Origin of the sequence: Xanthomonas sp. BRIP62418 (genome assembly GCF_003993495.1) — a bacterium.
Lineage (GTDB): Bacteria > Pseudomonadota > Gammaproteobacteria > Xanthomonadales > Xanthomonadaceae > Xanthomonas > Xanthomonas euroxanthea.
In genome coordinates this window covers 54,243-68,840 of sequence record NZ_QEZG01000040.1, presented here as the reverse complement: position 1 = coordinate 68,840, position 14,598 = coordinate 54,243, and the positions used below count along the sequence as shown (strand labels likewise).

The following is a 14,598-nucleotide window of genomic DNA, read 5'->3' as shown; positions in this document are numbered from 1 at the left end:
GCGCCATTAGTCTCGGACACGGGCGATCCCCAGCAGGTCATACACGTTTCGCATCAGATCCAACTCCTGGTAAGGCTTGCCCAGGTAACGCTGCACGCCGATCTCGAAGGCGCGCTGGCGATGCTTCTCGCCGCTGCGCGAGGTGATCATCACGATCGGCACCGCCTTGAAGCGCGGGTCGGCCCGCATCGCGGTCGCCAGCTCGTAGCCGTCCATGCGCGGCATTTCGATGTCCAGCAGCATCAGGTCGGGCACGCGCTCCTGGAGCAGTTCCAGTGCCTCGACACCATCGCGTGCGGTGGTCACATCCAGATTGTGGCGTTCCAGCACGCGGCTGGTGACCTTGCGCATGGTCAGCGAATCGTCCACCACCATCACCAACGGCACCTGGCGCTGCGATTCGGCCGGAGTTTCCAGCGCCGGACGCGCCGGCTGGCTGAGATAGCGACGCACCAGCGGGGCCACGTCCAGGATCACCACCACGCGGCCATCGCCGGTGATGGTGGCACCGTAGATGCCCGGTACCGAGGCGATCTGCAGACCCACCGGCTTGACCACGATTTCGCGGTTGCCCAGCACCTGGTCGATCGCCACCGCTGCACGCAGGTCGCCTGCACGCACCAGCAGCAACGGCACCTGCGCCTGGCCATCGGCACGCGCGGCGGCCTGGCCGACCAGCGAGCCGAGATCGTGCAGCACGTACTCTTCGCCGGCGTAGTGGTAGCCACCCTCGCCCGACTCGTAGCGGCTGCGCGAGATGCGGCCGATACCGCTGACCGACCCCACCGGCACCGCAAAGGTGGTGTCGCCGATGCGCACGAACACCGCCTGGGTGACCGCCAGCGTCTGCGGCAGGCGCAAGGTGAAGGTCACGCCCTGGCCGCGTACCGAGTGGATGTCCACCGAGCCGCCGAGCTGACGCACTTCGTTGCGCACCACGTCCATGCCCACGCCGCGGCCGGCCAGCTGGCTGACCTGCTCGGAGGTGCTGAAACCGGAGGCGAAGATCAGCCCGTCCAGCTCGGCCTCGCTGAGCTCCTGGCCGGGTTCGATCAGGCCGCGCTGCTCGCCGCGGCGACGGATCGCCTCGCGATCCAGCCCGGCGCCGTCGTCGGCCACTTCCAGCACGATTTCCGAGCCTTCGCGGCGCAGGCGGATCGCGATGCTGCCCTCTTCCGGCTTGCCCGCGTCGCGCCGTTGCTCCGGCGCTTCCAGGCCATGCGCCACCGAGTTGCGCAGCATGTGTTCCAGCGGCGCGACCATGCGATCGAGCACGTTGCGATCCAGTTCGCCCTGGGTGCCTTCCAGCAGCAGATGCACCTGCTTGCCGGTATCGGTCGCGGCCTGGCGGACCACGCGACGCAGGCGCGGCACCAGGCCGTCGAACGGCACCATGCGCGCACGCATCAGGCCGTCCTGCAGCTCGGAGCTGACGCGCGACTGCTGTTGCAGCAGGCCGTCGTATTGACGCGACAGGTCTTCCAGAACGCCCTGCAAGCCGCCCAGGTCGGCCGCCGATTCGTTCAGCGCGCGGCTGAGCTGCTGCAGGGTAGAGAAGCGGTCCAGTTCCAGCGGATCGAAGGTGCGGTCGCCCTGGTCCTGCTCACGCTGATAGCGCGCCACGATCTGTGCTTCGGTTTCCAGATCCAGACGCCGCAGCTGGTCGCGCAGACGGGCGTTGGTGCGATCCAGTTCGCCCATGGCGCCGCGGAAGGCGCCCATCTGCTGTTCCAGCCGCGAACGGTAGATCGCCACTTCGCCGGCGTGGTTGACCAGGCGGTCGAGCAGGTCGGCACGCACGCGCACCTGCTCCTGCTGCACGCGCGGCAGGAAGTCGTCCTCGCTCTGGCCCTCGACCGGCACCGGCGCCGACAGCGGTGCCGGCTCCACCGATGCCCTGGCGATCGCGCGCACATCGGCGTCGCTGGGTTCTGCGGCATTGCGGCCGCGGGTGCGGGTTTCGAAGGCGTCCACCAGGTCGGTCGGCATCGCCACGGCGCGGTGCATGCCGGTGCGGGTCAACAGCTGATGCAGGCGATCGAAGCCGCGCTCGAACAGGCGCACGTCGTCGCGGTCGATGTCGGTCCGGTTGGCCGCCACTGCTTCGAGCAGCGACTCGATCGCATGGCCGAGATCGCCGATGGCATTGATGCCGGCCATGCGCGCGCCGCCCTTGAGCGTGTGCAGGTCGCGCTGCAGTCCGTTGAGGACCTCGCGGTCTTCCGGCACTTCGCGCATGCGGGCGATCAGGCCATCGCAATGGTCCAGCAGGTCGCGGCCTTCCTCGACGAAGATGTCGACCAGTTCGCCATCGAGTTGGTCGAAGTTGAGCGGGCCGGTATCGAAGGCTGCGCCCACAGCGTTGGCGGTGGTCTCGGCCGCCGCGGCGTCTTCCACCGGCGCGCTGAAGGCCACGGCTGCGGCGTCTTCGGGTTCGCTTGGGGATTCGCCGGGTTCGCCGGGTTCGCCGGGTTCGCCGGGCTCCAGATGCTCGACGTATTCGACGTGTTCGGTTTGCCCAACGCCTTCAACTTGCTCGACGTGTTCGGAATGCTCGGCAGGATCGGTTGCGGTAGTCGCGCCGAGTGTTGCGTCTGCGTCTGCGTCTGCGTCTGCGTCTGCGTCGCGATGCTGCGCGTGGACCTCGGCATCGGCATGGGTTTCCGCATCCGCGTCAGCAACGAGGTCCGACTGCAGCTCCGGTGCAGTTTCCGATTGCGGATCGCCGGTCTCTTCGACCTGGTCGGCGACCTGCGCCATCTCGAAGGCCTGCACCGACTCGATGGTGTGTTCGGGTAGCGCTTCGGCAGCCTGCTGTGCCTCCGCAGCGTGCTCCGCGTCTGCGGACTGTTCTGCTTCTGCAGTCTGCTCTGCCTCTGCCGTCTGCTGCGCTGCCGCAGCGTCATCCTCTTCTGCAACGTGCTCGATTTCATCGGCATGCGCATGCGCTTGTCCGTCGACGCGCTCCTGCTCACCCGAATCGACGTGCGCTTCCGACTGCGCCGGCTCGTACGCATGCGCAGGTTCCTGCAGGTACACCGGCTCGTCCAACGGGGCGTGCTGTCCGGCAGACGCCTGCTCGCCCGACCGCGCAGTGTCTTCCACCTGCTGCTGTTCGCCAACGTGCGCGTCGGCAGCGTGCGACAACGCGGCAGCGTCGTACTGCGCTGCCTCGTCGACAGGCAGCTGCGCGTGTTGGGCCTGCGCACCGGTAGCCTCGTCGTGAGATGTGGAAACGTGGTCGTCTTGCCCGGCCGATTCGCCGTCCAGCGCCGCGGTATCCGCCGTCCAGTCTTCGTTCGTCTCCGCGTGCGTCTGGTCGGCCAACGGGCCCTGCGCATGCACCGCTTCCAATGCTTCGATGGTCTCGACAGGCGCGTCGTCGGTGGACGCTACGCCATCACCCGCCCCTGCCCCGGTTTGTGCGGTGACGTTGCCGTCGTACTGATCCTGCTGGTCGTGCACGGCCGCGTGCTCGCCCGGCCACTGCTGCCCGGCGTCTGCGTGCTCGGCATCGAACTGCCCGGCGTCCGGCGTGGCGAGCGTCTGCGTCTCACCCAACGCGGCTTCCGCGTCGGACAGCTCGTCCACGGCCACGTGCTCGCTTGCCCCGGGTACGTCGCCTGCTGGCTCGTGCGACATCGTATCGACACTGCCGGCCTGCTGCAGTCCGGTCGCATCCCAGGCATCGGCGTCGACTACCGGCTCATCGGCCGGCGTGTCGTGCGCATCGGTGCCAAGCGACGCGGCTTCGGCGTCGTCTGTGTGCTGGTGCTGGTGCTGGACAGCATCGCCGTGCAACGCGTCGACGGCCTGCCCGGTGACCGCATCGGATGCGCGTGCATCCGCGGCCAGTGCCTGCGCGGCCTCGAGCGAATCGGCGCCCTGCTCCTGCTCCGGCGCAGCAACGTCAGCCGCTTGCGCCTCGTCGTGTGGTGCCGGTGCTTCCAGCGCAAGCGCCGAGGTGTCTTCGGCCTCGGCCTCGGCCAGTTCGTCCACCGCAATCGCTGCGTCGGCGTCGGCGTCGGCGGGCGCTGCGGCATCCTGCGCCACGTCATCGGCGGCATGCACGGGCGCGCCGGTATCGGCCGCATCCGACGGCAGTGCGCTGGCGTCCAGATACGGCGACAGGTCCTGCGCACCGGTCAGCTCGACCGCCGACGCGCTGCCGACGGCCATCTCGCCCGGCGCCTCCAGATCCTCCAGTTCGTCCAGGAATGCCTGCGGCGGCCACTGCGCTTCCGGCAGCGTCTCCACCAGCGCGCGCAGGCGCTCGGTCAACGGCGCAAACGACGGAATCAACGGCGCATCGGCGCGCAGGGCGGTCACGGTGGTGGCGATTGCCGCCGCCGTTGCGGCAATGGCGTCGATGCCCTCCTGCGACGGGGTCAGCGAGGCGGCGAGCAGACGCTTGACGTAGCTCTCCGCCGGCGTGGTCACCAGCGTGATTTCCGGCACGTCGGTCATCGCAAACGCGCCACTCATGGTGTGCACGGCGCGCAGCAATTCTTCGCTCGCCAACTGCGGCTCGGCCTGGCTGGCCTGCAGCCACGCGTTGACAGTGTCCAGATGGGTGGCGACTTCGGCTTCCAGGATCTCGCGCAGCACGCTGTCCACCGACGCCGGTGTGCCGCCGCTCGCAGCGAACATGCCCGCCGCTGCCGGAACGAAGGCAACCTCCGCCGCCACCGGCATCGCCGGTGCGGCCACGTAATAGGCCTCTTCACCTGCGGCCACGCGCTCGGCAACTGCCTGGATGGCCGGCAGGTCGGCGCTGATGCGGCCCTGGTCGCGCAAGGCGGCGTTGAACTGCGGCAGCACCTCGTAGGCCAGCTCGACCATCGCCACGACCGCCGGGCTGGCCGGCCGCGAATTGTCGAGCACGCGATTGAGCATGCTCTCGATCTTCCAGCTGAACTCGCCGAGCACGTGCGCACCGACCAGACGGCCGCTGCCCTTCAAGGTGTGGAAGACGCGGCGGATCGGGCGCAGGTTGTCCTGGCTGTGCGGCGCGGCACGCCATACCGGCAGCAGCTGGCCAAGGTTGACCAGTTCTTCGTCGAATTCCTCCAGGAACACGTCGCGGATATCGTCGTCGATATCGCTGTCGCCAAAGCCACCGAAGATGCCGGCATCGGCATCAGCACCGGCCTGGAGCGGTTCGCTCACGGCCGGTCCGGGCGCTGCCTTCGCAGCCTGGGCGTCGGCATCGGGCGCCTGCGCTGCCTGCGGACGCTCCACCTCGAACTGCGCGGCGGCCGCATCGAGCTGGGCCAGGAACGCCGTCGATGCGGCGTCCAGTTCGAACTCGCTGACCACCGCCTGCTGCACGCGCGCAGTGCCCTGCCCGGCGGCGTCGTCGGCCGGGGCCGGCTGCGGTTCGGGCACGGATTCGACGAACGGGTCGGCCGGCTCCTGCGGCGCGACGGGCGGCAACGGTGGCGGCGAGAACGCATCGTCGATGCTGGTCTGCACGCGGCCGCTTCCGGCCTGCGCGATGAAATCCAGCGGTGCCTCGGTCTGGTCGGCATCGCCCGGCAATGCGATCTGCTCGATCTGCAACGGCGCCTGCTCGGCAACCGCCGGCGTGGCGCTGTCGTCCTGCTCCAGCGCACTCAAATCTACGGTGTAGCTGACTTGCGCGGCATCGGCCGACACGCTGCCGTCCTGCTCGGCCGACACCGGGTCGAACACGGACGTGGCAATCGGTGCGGCCTGCTCGGTGGTTTCCAGCTGCCAGTCGCCGGGCGCCTGCGCGCCATCGTCGGACAGGTCCAGCGGTGCCACCGTAAACGGCACGTGCGCCTGGCCGGAGACGGTTTCCTCGGCGGCGACCGGGTCGAACGAGAACACCGTATCGGTGGCGGCAGCGCCGGTGTCGTGCACCACGCTGGCGGCAAACGGCGCCTCGACCACGGTTTCGTTGGCCCATTCCAGCGACGGCGTCGGTGCGGCGTCGTTGGCCGCCGCCGGGGCACCGGCTTGCTGTGCGAGCGAGGCGGCGAGCGGCTCGGCCACGCTGCCCGGCTGATCGGCACCGACCGGCAGCTCGGACGGCTGGCCCGAGGGCAGCGGCCAGTAGCGCAGCGTCTCCAGGCTGTTGCGGGTGATGTCCAGGATCTCTTCGCGGCCGGGACGGCGCTCGCGCAGGGCTTCCAGGTAGTACTCCAGGCTGGCCATCGCGTCGGCCAGGGTGTCCAGCTGGCGACCGCTGGGCACGCGCTGCTTGCCGATCAGTTCCAGGTCGACGTAGCGGCGCACGCCTTCCAGATAGTCGGCAGCCTGTGGCAGTTCGAGGATGCGCAAGGCACCGCCGACTTCGCCAAGTAGATGCGGCACATCGGTCAGGCGCGCGTGGTCCCAGTTGGTCTCGATGAAGGCGACGAAATGCTCGCGCGCCGCACCGAAATTGGCGATCGCCTCCTGCGCCAGCACGTCCACCGTGCGCCGCACTTCCGACGACGTGGCGCTGTTGCTGGCTTCATTGCCGTCGCCCACATCGGCGCCGAGGCTGGCGACCTGGTCATCCAGCGAGGCATCGACATAGAGCAGCGCGCCGGCGATGTCCAGCAGCACGCCTTCGTCCATCTGCACCTGGCCATCGACCACGCGCGCCAGCGCATCGCGCTGCTGCACGACCACGTTGCGCGCCACGCCCAGGCCCATCATGCCCAGGGTGTCGGCGACGCTGCCCAGATCCTTGACCTGGGTCTGCAGTTCGGCGATCTCGCCGCCGGTGCGCAGGTGCAGGTCCAGCGCATCCTTGACGCGCAGCAATTCCTCCTTGACCGCGTTGCCGACGGTGTCGAGCAACTCGCGATTGCGCCCGCTCAGACTGCCGCGGGCATGATCCAGCTCGGCCTCGGTGGCGACGCCGGCCTGTGGATCGAAGGCAAACAGCACGCTCTCGCTGAGGCCCGGCTCGCCACGGGTGGCGCGGATCTCGTTGAGCAGCGGCAGCAGCACGATCGGAATATCGCGGTGACCGTTCTGCAGGCGCTCCAGGTAATCGGGCAGCAGCACGGTGCCGCGCATCAGCATGGCGCAGGCTTCGTCGCGGTCGGCCACCTCGCCGACCTGCACGGCCTGGGCCAGCAGCTCCAGCTCTTCGGCCACCATCGCCGGGGCGTACAACTCGACCATGCGCAAGGTGCCCTGCACCTGGTGCAGATAGCCGGCGCAGAAGCGCATCCGACTGGTGTCGGACGGTTCTTCGGCAAAGTACTCGATCTCGTTGCGCGCCTGGCGCAAGGTTTCGTCCAGCTCCGGCTTGACCCAGCCCAGCGCGGCGTGACTCATCGCATCGCGAAGCGCACTCATTGCAGCCCCCTGCCTACGGCCGGGGTACCGCCAAGGCGGCCACCGGTCTGTTCCTGCATCGACGTCATGCGACTACGCGCCATCTGCTGATCCTTTCCCGTTCCGCGTCGTGCTCACGCCGGCAGTTTGAAGTCGGCGACCGAACGGCGCAGATCGGCAGCGAGCTGAGCCAGGTTGCCGATCGACTCGGCCGTCTGCTCCGCACCCTGCGACGTCTGGCTGGTGATCTGACGGATCACGCCCATGGTCTGCGTGATGTCCGTCGCTGCGGCCGACTGCTGGTGCGCGGCGATGGAGATGTTCTTGATCAGGTTGTTCAAGGCATTGGACACGCGCTCGATTTCGGTCAGCGCGGTGCCGGCGTCTTCGGCCAGGCGTGCACCGGACACCACTTCGGAGGTGGTCTGCTCCATCGAGCTGACCGCCTCGTTGGTATCGGCCTGAATGGTCTGCACCAGGCCTTCGATCCGCCGGGTCGCACCCGAGGTGCGTTCGGCCAGGCGCTGCACTTCGTCGGCCACCACCGCGAAACCGCGGCCGGCCTCGCCCGCCGAGGCGGCCTGCACCGCGGCGTTGAGCGCCAGGATGTTGGTCTGCTCGGAAATGTCGTTGATCAGTTCCACGATCGAGCCGATCTCCTGCGAGGATTCGCCCAGGCGCTTGATGCGCTTGGAGGTTTCCTGGATCTGGTCGCGGATCTGGTCCATGCCCTGGATCGTCTCGCGCACCACCCCGGCACCCTCGGCGGCGATCACCACCGAGCGCTGCGCCACTTCGGCCGACTCGGTGGAGTTGCGCGAGACCTGTTCGATGCTGGCGGCGATTTCGCTGATGCGCTCGGAGGCAGTGGTGATCTGGTTGGCCTGCTGTCCCGCCGCGTCGGCCAGCTGCATCGCCGTGGCCTGGGTTTCCTGCGTCGACACGGCGACCTTGGCCGAGGTGTCGTTGATGGTGGTCACCAGGTGGCGCAACTCGTCCACGGCGTAGTTGATGGCGTCTGCAATCGCGCCGGTCATGTCCTCGGTCACCGAGGCCTTGACCGTCAGGTCGCCCTCACCGAGCGAGCTGATTTCGTCCAGCAGCCGCATGATCGCCTGCTGGTTGCGGCTGTTGAATTCCACCTGCGCCTGGTAACGCACGTCCTGCTCGCGCGAGCGCACCCGCACCGAGCTCCAGACGAAACCGATGATGGCCAGCAACGCCAGCAGGCCGGACACCACGCCCAGCCAGAAGTTCGGAAACAGGCGCGTGTCGCGCACCGAGCCGAATGCCGAGAACGCATCGAACAGCTTCTTGCTGTCGTCCAGCATCCTGTTCGAACCGGCGGTCAGCGCGGCGGCCGAGGACTGCGCGGCAAACAGGTTGCGCGAGCTGGCCAGGATGGCGTCGACGTCCTTTTTCATCGTCGCCCACTGCGCCTGCGACTGCTCCAGCGCCGACAGCGCGGCCGGGTTGCGCACCGCGGCGATGCCCAGCTCGTCGTTGCCTGCGCGCAGGCCTTCGAGCATCTGCGTGAACACCACCGCGTCGCGCGCCAGCGCATCGCCGGAGGCGGCGGCATTGGCGCCACCGGCGCGCATTTCGGTCACCCGGCGCGCCATGGTGCCGGCGACCACGACCTGCTGCAGCGTGTTGTAGATCTGTGCCGCGGGCGCGCCGCTGACCGTCATCGCGCGCACCACTTCGTTCAACTGCGCCTGCAACTGCGGCACGCTGCCGGAGAAGCGTTCGGCGTTGCCGGACAGGCCGAGCACCGCCGGTTCGCTGGCGATGATCTGGTCGGCATTCTTGCTCAGCGGCACCCAGGTCGCCTTGAGCTGGGCCATCGCGCTGGCAACCGAGCCTTCCTTGCCGTAGCGGCCATCCAGTTCGCTGACTGTGCTGTCGATGCGGCCCTTGGTCTCCTTGAACGCGGCAAACGCCTTCGGGTCGCCGGACACCGCTTCGCGGCCCTGGTTGGCCAGCTGCTGCGACAGCACCTGCAGATCGGCCGCACCGGTACCGGCACCGGCCAGGCGACTGCCCTGCCAGGTGGCGACGCCGGTATTGGCGCCGAACACGATCATCGACAACACCAGCAAACCAAGCCAGAAGCTGGTGCTGACGCTGCCGAGCTTGTTGGTCTTGCGGGCGTCCGGGGCGGTACTCATGGTTCGACCTCGATCTGTATGACGTGGCGGGGCCGCGGCTTAGGCCGCGGCCTGCCGGAATTCAGGGGTGCGCGACAGCAACGCCAGGGAGAACACACCCCAGTCCTGCGTCTCGTTGCGAAAGGCACGGTCGATGAAGTGGGCGTAGCGGCCTTGTGCCAGCTCGCCGGGTTCGACCGCCTGGGCCTGCTCGAAGCTGCGCTGGCCGTACAGCTCGTCGATGGTCAGCGCGACGTCGCCGCCGCTCTGGCGCATGATCAGCACGCGCTGGCCTTCCTGCAGCACCGTCCGCCGGCCCTCCAGGAACTGCTTCAGATCGATCACCGGGAACAGGTTGCCGCGCAGGTTGCCCACGCCCAGCAACCAGGGCTGGGCGCCCGGCACCGGCGTGACCGGCGGCATCGGCACGATTTCCGCCACTTCGCGGAAATCCGAGACCAGCCGCCGGGTACCGACGCGATAACCGACCCCGCGCCAGATATCGGCCGAGAACTGGCGTTCCGGCAGCGGCGTGGCGTGCGCAAGGCTACGACGCTCGTAGTCTTCGAGAATGTCGAATGGAGAACGCATCAACGCACCAGTTGTTTGATGCGGGCGATCAGGTCGTCTTCGCGCGGCGGCTTGACGATGTAGTCGCTGGCACCTTGTCGCAACCCCCAGGCCTTGTCGGTTTCCATGCCCTTGGTGCTGACCAGCAGCACCGGGATGTCCTTGGTGGCCTGGTCGCGCGCCAATGCACGCGTTGCCTGGAAGCCACTCATGCCGGGCAGCACCACGTCCATCAGCACCAGATCGGGCGCCTGGCCGCGAATCAGCGCAAGTCCCTCCTCGGCATTGTCGGTGGCGACGACCGTATGGCCTGCTTTTTCCAGCCATTGACTGAAGACTGCCCTGTCGGTGGGCGAGTCCTCGATCAATATAATTCGAGCCATGTTGCCTTTCCCCCTGGTCAGGCGTGGACGTACGTGCGAATCGCGCTCAGTAGTTCTTCACGTGTGAACGGCTTGGTCAGATATTGCTCGGAGCCGACGATGCGGCCGCGTGCCTTGTCGAACAGGCCGTCCTTGGACGACAGCATGATCACCGGCGTCGACTTGAAGAGCTGGTTGCCCTTGATCAACGCGCACGTCTGGTACCCATCCAGGCGCGGCATCATGATGTCGACAAAAATGATCTGAGGTTGCTGGTCGGCAATCTTGGCCAGTGCCTCGAAACCATCGGTCGCCGTCACTACTTCACAGCCTTCCCGCTTCAGCAGCGTTTCGGCGGTGCGGCGAATGGTCTTCGAATCATCGATCACCATCACCTTCAGTCCTGCGAGTTCCCCACCCGCAGCCATGTTTTCAGTCATGCAAATATCCCCGGACGCGCGACGCTTCTTCCCTTCCGGCGTCGCTGCGAAACGACATGTATATCCCAAGACCCGCATTGACTGTCAAGGGTGCGTTGCCGGGGGCCCGCCAGGCGGACGTTCCGACTGTGGACGGCTGCGGGTCGGCCGGCAAGTCGCGCATCCACGACCGGCCGGGCGCGCCATCGCCCACCGCTTGAAGTTACCATCGGCAGCCTGTTCTAAAGGTTTAGCTGCCCATGTCGCTCGACGTCGTCGTGGTGATGGATCCCATCGCCTCCATCAAGATCGCCAAAGACACCACCTTCGCCATGTTGCTGGAAGCGCAGCGGCGTGGTCACCGCCTGCAGTATGTACGCCCCGGCGGACTCAGCCTGCGCGAGGGACGCGCGGTGGCGCAGGTCGCGCCGCTGAGCGTGCGCGAGGACACGACCGGCTGGTTCACCCTGGGCGAGTTCGCCGAGCTGGCATTCGGTCCCGGCCAGGTGGTGCTGATGCGCAAGGACCCGCCGGTGGATGCGGAGTTCATCTACGACACCCAGGTACTGAGCGTGGCCCAGCGCGCCGGCGCGCAGGTGGTCAACGACCCGCAGGGCCTGCGCGACTACAACGAGAAGCTGGCCGCGCTGCTGTTTCCGCAGTGCTGCCCGCCGACCCTGGTCAGCCGCGATGCGGCGGCACTGAAGGCCTTCGTGCTCGAACACGGCCAGGCCGTGCTCAAGCCGCTGGACGGCATGGGCGGGCGCTCGATCTTCCGTAGCGGCACCGGCGACCCCAATCTCAACGTGATCCTGGAAACGCTGACCGACGGCAATCGCAAGCTGACCCTGGCGCAGCGCTTCATCCCCGACATCACCGCCGGCGACAAGCGCATCCTGCTGGTCGATGGCGAGCCGGTGGACTACTGCCTGGCCCGCATTCCGCAAGGCGACGAATTCCGCGGCAACCTGGCCGCCGGCGGGCGCGGCGAAGGCCGGCCGCTGTCCGAGCGCGACCGCTGGATCGCCGCGCAGGTGGGCCCGGAAATGCGCCGCCGCGGCATGCGCTTCGTCGGCCTGGACGTGATCGGCGATTACCTGACCGAAGTCAACGTCACCAGCCCCACCTGCGTGCGCGAGCTGGATGCGCAGTTCGGCCTGAACATCGCCGGGCTGCTGTTCGACGCGATCGAGGCCGGCGCGGCGCAATGAGCGCGGCCGCGGCACAGCCGGCTGCCGTGGACGAGCGTCGCCGGCTGACCGCGACGCTGGTGATCTCGCTGCTGCTGCACGGCGCGCTGATCCTCGGCGTGGGGTTTGCGGTCAGCGAGGACGCACCATTGGTGCCGACGCTGGATGTGATCTTCAGCCAGACCAGCACCCCGCTGACGCCCAGGCAGGCCGATTTCCTGGCCCAGGCCAACCAGCAGGGCGGCGGCGATCACGCCACCGCGCAACGCCCGCGCGACAGCCAGCCCGGCGTGGTGCCGCAGGACCGCAGCGGGCTGGCACCGCAGGCGCAGCGTGCGACCACGGTGCAGGCGCCGGACCCGACCCAGACCCGCGTGGTCACCAGTCGCCGCGGCGAGCAGACCGTGCCCACCGCGCAGCCGAACCCGCAGACCGACCCGCTCTCGCCCACCGATGCGCAACGCGTGCAACGCGACGCGGAAATGGCCCGGCTTGCCGCCGAGGTGCATCTGCGCTCGGAGCAATACGCCAAGCGCCCCAACCGCAAGTTCGTCTCGGCCAGTACCCGCGAATACGCCTACGCCAACTACCTGCGTGCCTGGGTGGATCGCGCCGAGCGCGTCGGCAACCTCAACTATCCGGACGAGGCGCGCCGGCGCCGGCTCGGCGGCAAGGTGGTGATCAGCGTGGGCGTGCGCCGCGACGGCAGCGTGGAAAGCAGCCGCGTGCTGATCTCCAGCGGCACCCCGACCCTGGATGCGGCAGCGCTGCGGGTGGTGCAGCTGGCACAGCCGTTCCCGCCGTTGCCCAGGACCAAGGACGACGTGGATATCCTGCAGGTCACCCGCACCTGGCTGTTCCTGCCTGGCGGCGAGCTGCACGACGATCGTTGAGCTGTCGCGCGTCCGATCAGGACGCGTCCTTCTGCGGCATGCCTGCCCGGCAGACGGCGTTGGCGCGTGCGGTGCGTGCGGCCTCAGGTGACCTGCGCCGCTGCGTAGAGCTGATCGGCCAGGTCGATGATGGCGTCGGCATCCTGCACGCGCGCGCGCCAGGCGGCGGGAATTGCATCGATGCCATGGAACGCACCGGCCAGCTGACCGCAGATGGCCGCGGTGGTGTCGGCATCGTCGCCCAGGTTGGCCGCACGCAGCACCGCATCGGCGAACGTGTCGGTGGTGGCGAAGCACCAGAGCGCCGCCGACAGCGCATCGACCACATAGCCGGTGCCGCGGATCCCGGCGGCGGGAACCGCCCGATGGTCGCGCACCGACAACGCTCGCAGCGCCGGTGTCGACAGCCCTTCGCAGCGGGCCTGCAACACCTGCTGGCGTTGGCTGCCGAGCAGCGCGGCACGCAACTGGAAGGCGAACAGCCGGCAGGCATCCAGCGCTTCGTCAGCGGCATGCGTGGTGCGCGAGCTGTCGGCGGCGCGCTCGCCCAGCTCGGCGGGGCGGTGCGCGTAATACATCGCCACCGGCGCCAGCCGCATCAGCGAGCCATTGCCGGCCGAGCGCGGATCGGTGCTGCCGCTGAAGGCCGGCCCGCCATCGAGATAGCGCTCCAGCGCCTGCCGCACGGTCGCGCCGATATCGAAGCAGGCGCCGGTACTGCTGAGGTAACCGTGCTGGTACCAGTTGCAATAGCGGTTCATCTGGTCGGCGGCGTCGAAGCCTTGCCGATACAGCAGGCTGTGCGCCAGGCACAGGGCCATCGAGGTGTCGTCGGTCCACTGCCCGGCGCGCAGTGCGAACGGGCCGCCGCCGCGCATGTCGTCGATCGGCGTGAAGCTGCCGGGCGCGCAGAATTCCAGCGTGGTGCCGAGCGCATCGCCCACCGCCAGGCCCAGCAGGCAGCCGCGGAAACGCGCGCGTTGCAGGTCGTCGTTCATGGCGCGGCGCCAGCGGCCTTGGCTGCGCGGGCGGCCTGCTGCTCGAGCAGGGTCAGCGCCACGTTGTCGCGCAGATAGGCCGGTTCCACCCGCTCCGGCGCCACGCCTTCGCCGCGCAGCAGCGCCGGCACGGCCAGCGTGAGCAGGTCGGCCGCATGCGGCAACGCGGCGGCATCGATGCTGGTCAGCTGCGTTGCGAACCGCTGTTGCAGCACTGCATCGGCAGCGGCGAACCCGCTGCCGACACCGGCAAAGCGGTGCAGCGTGTCCGGCACGACACAGGCCTGCGGTGCGCACACCACTTCCGTTGCCAGCTCCTGCAGTGTGTCGCCATCGCGCGCGAAGACGCCGGCATACACCTCGCCCATGCGCGCATCGATGCAGGCCAGCACCTGCCTCGCCTCGGCGGGCGCGCGCAAGGCCAGCACCTGCAGCGTGGACACCGCCAGCACCGGCAGGTTCAGGCCCAGCGCGATGCCTTGCGCGATGCCGATGGCCAGGCGCACGCCGGTGAACGCGCCCGGGCCACGGCCGACCGCGATCGCATCGAGCTGGCGGCGCGTGATCCCGGCCTCGGCGAGCAGGTGTTCGGCCCACGGCAGCGCCAGTTCGGCATGCCGACGCGGCGCCAGTTCGAAGCGTTCGAGCACGCGGCCGTCGATGTGCAGCGCGACGGAACAGGCTTCGGTGGAGGTCTCGAACGCGAGGACTTTCATG

9 protein-coding genes are annotated in these 14,598 nt (G+C 68.5%); 2 read left to right on the top strand and 7 right to left on the bottom strand.

Features of this window, described 5'->3' with window-relative positions; genetic code table 11:
- Positions 1–6: 6 nt before the first annotated feature.
- The 5 genes from EO174_RS13250 to pilG form a co-directional block, all read right to left on the bottom strand.
- On the bottom strand, positions 7–7,320 hold the full coding sequence (locus EO174_RS13250) for an Hpt domain-containing protein (protein WP_126944942.1): 7,314 nt from the start codon (positions 7,318–7,320) through the stop codon (positions 7–9).
- Positions 7,321–7,433: 113 nt separating this feature from the next.
- The gene (locus EO174_RS13245) at positions 7,434–9,470 is read right to left on the bottom strand and encodes a methyl-accepting chemotaxis protein (protein WP_104584630.1); all 2,037 of its coding nucleotides are present in this window, start codon (positions 9,468–9,470) and stop codon (positions 7,434–7,436) included.
- A gap of 39 nt (positions 9,471–9,509) precedes the next feature.
- On the bottom strand, positions 9,510–10,040 hold the full coding sequence (locus EO174_RS13240) for a chemotaxis protein CheW (protein WP_014508568.1): 531 nt from the start codon (positions 10,038–10,040) through the stop codon (positions 9,510–9,512).
- The gene (locus tag EO174_RS13235; RefSeq protein ID WP_126944939.1) at positions 10,040–10,402 is read right to left on the bottom strand and encodes a response regulator; all 363 of its coding nucleotides are present in this window, start codon (positions 10,400–10,402) and stop codon (positions 10,040–10,042) included. The genes EO174_RS13240 and EO174_RS13235 overlap by 1 nt, the downstream gene beginning before the upstream one ends.
- A 17-nt stretch (positions 10,403–10,419) precedes the next feature.
- Positions 10,420–10,821 (bottom strand): twitching motility response regulator PilG, encoded by a 402-nt coding sequence (gene pilG, locus EO174_RS13230; RefSeq protein ID WP_104562659.1) that lies wholly within the window; start codon positions 10,819–10,821, stop codon positions 10,420–10,422.
- Between the two features lie 239 nt (positions 10,822–11,060).
- Between pilG and gshB the strand changes: the two genes are divergently transcribed.
- Together gshB and EO174_RS13220 are read left to right on the top strand one after the other, a co-directional pair.
- Positions 11,061–12,011, top strand: coding sequence for a glutathione synthase (gshB, locus tag EO174_RS13225; protein ID WP_104584632.1), 951 nt, complete (start codon positions 11,061–11,063; stop codon positions 12,009–12,011).
- Positions 12,008–12,883: an energy transducer TonB gene (locus EO174_RS13220; RefSeq protein ID WP_104584634.1), complete on the top strand. Its 876-nt coding sequence runs from the start codon at positions 12,008–12,010 to the stop codon at positions 12,881–12,883. Before gshB ends, EO174_RS13220 begins: the two co-directional genes overlap by 4 nt.
- Before the next feature lie 83 nt (positions 12,884–12,966).
- On the opposite strand, the gene EO174_RS13215 is transcribed toward EO174_RS13220, so the two are convergent.
- Both EO174_RS13215 and tsaB read right to left on the bottom strand, forming a co-directional pair.
- Positions 12,967–13,881 (bottom strand): ADP-ribosylglycohydrolase family protein, encoded by a 915-nt coding sequence (locus EO174_RS13215; protein ID WP_126944934.1) that lies wholly within the window; start codon positions 13,879–13,881, stop codon positions 12,967–12,969.
- Entirely contained in the window at positions 13,878–14,597 is a 720-nt protein-coding gene (tsaB, locus tag EO174_RS13210) for a tRNA (adenosine(37)-N6)-threonylcarbamoyltransferase complex dimerization subunit type 1 TsaB (RefSeq protein ID WP_126944931.1), read from the bottom strand. The genes EO174_RS13215 and tsaB overlap by 4 nt, the downstream gene beginning before the upstream one ends.
- Position 14,598 lies beyond the last annotated feature (1 nt).

Excerpts from the sequence above, each read along its gene's own strand:
- EO174_RS13250 (WP_126944942.1), bottom strand. The coding sequence starts at position 7,320 with ATGAGTGCGCTTCGCGATGCGATGAGTCACGCCGCGCTGGGCTGGGTC.
- EO174_RS13245 (WP_104584630.1), bottom strand. The coding sequence starts at position 9,470 with ATGAGTACCGCCCCGGACGCCCGCAAGACCAACAAGCTCGGCAGCGTC.
- EO174_RS13240 (WP_014508568.1), bottom strand. The coding sequence starts at position 10,040 with ATGCGTTCTCCATTCGACATTCTCGAAGACTACGAGCGTCGTAGCCTT.
- EO174_RS13235 (WP_126944939.1), bottom strand. The coding sequence starts at position 10,402 with ATGGCTCGAATTATATTGATCGAGGACTCGCCCACCGACAGGGCAGTC.
- pilG (WP_104562659.1), bottom strand. The coding sequence starts at position 10,821 with ATGACTGAAAACATGGCTGCGGGTGGGGAACTCGCAGGACTGAAGGTG.
- gshB (WP_104584632.1), top strand. The coding sequence starts at position 11,061 with ATGTCGCTCGACGTCGTCGTGGTGATGGATCCCATCGCCTCCATCAAG.
- EO174_RS13220 (WP_104584634.1), top strand. The coding sequence starts at position 12,008 with ATGAGCGCGGCCGCGGCACAGCCGGCTGCCGTGGACGAGCGTCGCCGG.
- EO174_RS13215 (WP_126944934.1), bottom strand. The coding sequence starts at position 13,881 with ATGAACGACGACCTGCAACGCGCGCGTTTCCGCGGCTGCCTGCTGGGC.
- tsaB (WP_126944931.1), bottom strand. The coding sequence starts at position 14,597 with ATGAAAGTCCTCGCGTTCGAGACCTCCACCGAAGCCTGTTCCGTCGCG.